The 4,593-nt window shown below is 47.4% G+C and carries 4 protein-coding genes; 2 read left to right on the forward strand and 2 right to left on the reverse strand.

Translation table 11 applies throughout. The annotated features are described in order from the left end of the window. Positions 1-113: 113 nt before the first annotated feature. Together VIP81_RS13785 and VIP81_RS13790 are read left to right on the forward strand one after the other, a co-directional pair. The gene (locus VIP81_RS13785) at positions 114-1,004 is read left to right on the forward strand and encodes an SDR family oxidoreductase (protein WP_331961493.1); all 891 of its coding nucleotides are present in this window, start codon (positions 114-116) and stop codon (positions 1,002-1,004) included. Positions 1,005-1,130: 126 nt separating this feature from the next. Continuing rightward, positions 1,131-2,054 carry a helix-turn-helix transcriptional regulator gene (locus VIP81_RS13790; RefSeq protein WP_331961502.1) on the forward strand — a complete coding sequence of 308 codons (924 nt, stop codon included), beginning with the start codon at positions 1,131-1,133 and terminating at the stop codon, positions 2,052-2,054. Between the two features lie 86 nt (positions 2,055-2,140). On the opposite strand, the gene VIP81_RS13795 is transcribed toward VIP81_RS13790, so the two are convergent. Both VIP81_RS13795 and VIP81_RS13800 read right to left on the reverse strand, forming a co-directional pair. Continuing rightward, positions 2,141-3,889, reverse strand: a complete 1,749-nt coding sequence (locus VIP81_RS13795; protein WP_331961496.1) for a CocE/NonD family hydrolase — start codon at positions 3,887-3,889, stop codon at positions 2,141-2,143. Positions 3,890-3,908: 19 nt separating this feature from the next. Continuing rightward, positions 3,909-4,593 (reverse strand): LytTR family DNA-binding domain-containing protein (locus VIP81_RS13800; protein WP_331961499.1); only part of this gene is annotated, 685 nt, incomplete at its 5' end.

Consider the following 4,593-nt stretch of genomic DNA (forward strand, 5'->3'; position numbering starts at 1 on the left):
AGATAAGTGATGATAAAAAGGGAGTGTCACGGTTTTAGCTAAATCAAACGCAGATTTGGATAAACCCGGTTGACAAAACCCGCCGATCTTTGTATCAACAAAAGAAAGTAATCATGCGCATATTTGTTACAGGAGCAACAGGCTTCGTTGGTACTGCCATTGTATCGGAATTAATAGCCGCCGGACACCAGGTATTGGGGTTGGCCCGCTCGGATGCGTCGGCCCAAAGACTTATTGACGCAGGCGCCGAAGTGCATCGTGGAGATCTTGAAAACCTGGAAAGCCTTCGGAGCGGCGCTGCTCAATCGGATGGCGTGATCCATGCAGGGTTTATCCATGACTTTGCCCGCTTTAAGGAAGTATGCGAAGTAGATAAAATAGCGATAGCGAACATTGGTGAAGTCCTGGTCGGTTCTGACCGTCCTTTTATCGTTACTTCCGGCACAGCGCTGGTTTGCCCGGGCCAATTAGCCACAGAAGATATTCTTCCACCATTCAACCCTGCCTGGCCCCGGGCTTCTGAACAAGCAGCTGATGCCGTAGCCGCGCTGGGAGTACGTGCAGCAGTTGTCCGCTTAGCGCCATCGGTACATGGCGCCGACGATAAGCATGGCTTCGTACCCATTCTGGTGAATATCGCTAAAGAAAAAGGGGTATCTGCTTATATCGGCGACGGACAAAATCGTTGGAACGCAGTACACCGGCTGGATGCGGCGCATTTGTTTCGATTGGCTTTAGAAAACACTGCACCGCGGGCACGCTATCACGCCTCCGGGGAAGAAGCTATTGCGGTGAAAACAATAGCCGAAGCCATAGGCCAACAACTGGATCTTCCGATCGCTTCGATAACGCCGGAAGCTGCCGCTGAACATTTTGGCTGGTTTGCACAGATGGCCGCGATCGACTGCCCCGCGTCGAGTGTAAGGACACAGGAACATCTGAACTGGCGCCCAACGCATTCCACTTTGCTTGCCGATATTGAAAATGGTATTTATACCAGGTAAGAAGTAATGAAAATTATTGCAGCCTGTTTCTCAGGATTAACTCGCTCAATCACTGACTGAACAACTCGCTGATTTTGCGAAGGCGTTGCTGTCGCCTATTGGAAAAAATAACGAACTTTAATGACGATGAACAATCCACAGATTTTCCGTTTTCACACAATCACCGAATATCATCGGGCTGCCGGGCTGCCTAACCCTGCACATCCGCTGATCAGCGTGGTCCATATGGAGGATTTGAATAAACCGCTTGCTGACAGCCCGTTTAGCCTGATCTATGATTTTTATTCGATCTCCATGAAACGGGTGAAGAACGTTAAATTCAAGTATGGGCAGCAGAGCAGTGATTTTGATGAAGGCGTGCTATTCTTTATGTCGCCCGGGCAGGTTTTTGGAGTGGAATTTGAAAAAAGTGCCGCCATGCATCACCCTGAAGGCTGGATGATCCTGATCCATCCGGATTTTTTGTGGAATACACCATTGGCTAAAAACATCAGGCAATACGAATTCTTTAATTACTCCGTTAATGAAGCGCTTTACTTATCGGATAAAGAAGAAATGATGCTCACCACCATCACACAAAATATTGAGCAGGAGTACCATGCCAATATTGACAGGTTTAGCGGTAGCGTGATCATCGCCCAACTGGAACTCTTGCTAACCTATTCAGAAAGATTCTATCAGCGCCAATTCATCACCCGCAAGGCCGCCAGCCATGAGATACTCACCAAACTGGAAGATCTGCTCGCTGATTACTTTAACAGCGGCACTCTTGCCCTAAAAGGATTGCCCAGTGTGACATACATTGCTGAGCACTTAAATATTTCACCGGGTTACCTGAGCGGTTTGCTCAAATCCCTTACCGGTCTGAATACCCAGCAACATCTGCACAACAAATTGATAGAACTGGCTAAAGAGAAACTATCGACAACTAACCTTTCCGTCAGTGAAATCGCCTACGAGCTGGGTTTTGAGCATCTGCAATCTTTCAGTAAACTGTTTAAAACCAAAACCAATTTATCGCCACTGGAGTTCCGTCGTTCTTTTAATTAAAATTGATTTGGTTAAAACAATTTGATACTGCCTTGTCAAATTCGATATTTTCAATGTGTTTTTAAGATTTTCAAATGTTGAATTAGTTATGGCCGAAGTACCGGAATATCAATCGTACTACTGGAAAGCCATTCGAGTTGCAGTGGCTCACCTGCATCGGCAATGGTTTCTTTGCTGACATCTTTCCCTGTTCCATAATTCACCTGCGCAAAGGGATTCCTGTCTATATCTATCACAGCCATGATCCTGCTGCCGGCTGATAGCTGCTTGCAGATCATACGCGACCGCTCAAACGGCAGACGGTGAGTACTACCAGGAGTCAGCAGTTTTCGTGTAGTCCTGTCTGTTATATAACTCGCTCTCGCGAGGTAATGGGATAACTGAAAATAACTGCCATCGGCACGTACTTCGTACAATGCCACATGGAAATCAAAATCCTTTTTATTGCATTTAACATAAAGATTGCCTGTAAAGGAACCGCTAATGATGATATCCTCTTGGAGTGGATCACTGATAAAAGCCAGGCCATCATTACCCGGGAATGATGATTGTACCAGTGGATATGGATAATAGGAAGATGTTTGTGTTTTGTCCGACAGATTTACCGTCTGCATGACACTGCCTTTTACGTCCGCGTTTCGGCTGAGGCGGTGAAACCCTTTGTCATAGCTTGGATCAAGGTGGAATGTTAAGGTGACGTCATGCATTTTTTCAATGGCAGGAGCATGTCGCCATTTGTTAGCGTCCATTACTTCGAAATTAATCTTGTCCTTTAGAATGGCTGGTTTGGGCGCACCTTTGAGAATATGACCGAGCCACTGAAAGGTGATTTCCCTGGTGTCAATGAGGGCAACGCTGTCCACTTTATAACCCCGCAGGATAGCCGTGCCACCTGTTTGTGTACCAAAATGATCATAAGGGCCAATGATTAGATAATGCTCAGCGGAGGGGTTATAACGGTAATGGCTATACAGGTATTCGAGCCCGGAAATCTGGCCGTCATCGTAATACCCTTCAATGGTCAGCACGGGAATATGGATGGCAGCGAAGTCCTGCTTCCAGGGCACCATGGCCTGCCAGTAGGCGTCATAGTCGGGATGCGATAGCCATTGCTGCCACCACGGAGAGGGCGTTCCGTCAATACTGTCTATCTTATTGAAAGCGGCTCCGCTGTCAAACCAGTTGGCACGCATACGCTGCCATCGGTTATTATCGTTATTGACCGGATTATCAGTGAAGTGGTTATTCGTAACATAGAAGGCCCATTGATAATTGGCAGTAAGAAATACGTTGTTTTCCATGGGGAGTCCCTGACCAGGTATGGCTGCTACATATGGAACAATCGTTTTCAGTGCAGGATGCAGGTGTTTGGTGGCTGCCCACTGGGCAAATCCGGAATAGCTTCCTCCATACATCGCTACAGCGCCGTTACACCAGGGCTGCCGGCTGATCCAGTCGATCACTGTATTTACATCTTCACCTTCTTTCTCATAGGGGCGGATGCTGTCTCTGCTGAGATACTTTCCCCTTGCATTGGCAACAATGCCCACATAGCCATGATCGGCCATGGATTTTGCTTCCCGCAATGCTCTTTCCGGACTGGTGTAGATGGTGTAGAAGAGAATACCCGGTACTTTTTCGCGAAGCGTTTTGGTACTGACCAGTGTAGCCGTTAGCGTTACCCCTTCCGGAGTGGTGATGAGGATACTGTCCTCAATATGATAAGTGCTTTCCATGGTTTTGCGTAAACTGTCGTACCCATGGCCCGGATATTGGGCAAAGCAGTAACTGGAGCCGCTCAGCAGGAGCAGCAGCAGCAGCAATAAGTATTTCATATAAAAATGTAGTTTGTGTTTAAGGTAAACGTGAAATCTGTTTTAATTTGGAAGCCTGTCTTACAGAGGTTTCCAGCAGGCCACCATTTTTCATGGTGATGCTCATGCTCCCGTTGGGTAATGTTTTTGTGGTGCCAATATGCAGGGTATTTACCACCTGGTTCCTGTTGATGCGACAAAATATGGCTGGGTCGAGGCGTTGCTCAAATTGTTGCAGGGAGCTTTTGATAATGCTTTTCTGATCGCTGCTGACCAGGGTGATGTAGTTTTCGATGGCGGTGATGTACTGTATGTCCGTAGCTTGAATGAGCGTTCCCCTGTTCCCGTTTTTAATAAAAATGGGCCTTGTGTATTGCAGGTCGTGATGGCGGACGGATAATCTGTCCAGCACACGTTCCATGGCCATGGCGAAGCGTTCCATACGAATTGGCTTGAGGAGATAGTCTACTGCATTGATGTCAAATGCTTTTGCCGCATACTGGTCAAATGCGGTAACAAAGATGATGGCGGGCAGCTCCGGTAGCTGTTGCAGCAGGTCAAATCCTGATAAACCGGGCATCTCAATATCCAAAAAAATAATGTCCGGATGATGAATGATCACCATTTCTCTTGCCTGCTGTACATGCTGTGCCATGCCTGCAATTTCCAGCATGCTGTAGGGGCGGAGCTGTTCCCGCAGCTCTTCCCGGGCGGCTTTCTCATCA

This window comes from Chitinophaga sp., from assembly GCF_036566945.1.
Lineage (GTDB): Bacteria > Bacteroidota > Bacteroidia > Chitinophagales > Chitinophagaceae > Chitinophaga.

Excerpts from the sequence above, each read along its gene's own strand:
- VIP81_RS13785 (WP_331961493.1), top strand. The coding sequence starts at position 114 with ATGCGCATATTTGTTACAGGAGCAACAGGCTTCGTTGGTACTGCCATT.
- VIP81_RS13790 (WP_331961502.1), top strand. The coding sequence starts at position 1,131 with ATGAACAATCCACAGATTTTCCGTTTTCACACAATCACCGAATATCAT.
- VIP81_RS13795 (WP_331961496.1), bottom strand. The coding sequence starts at position 3,889 with ATGAAATACTTATTGCTGCTGCTGCTGCTCCTGCTGAGCGGCTCCAGT.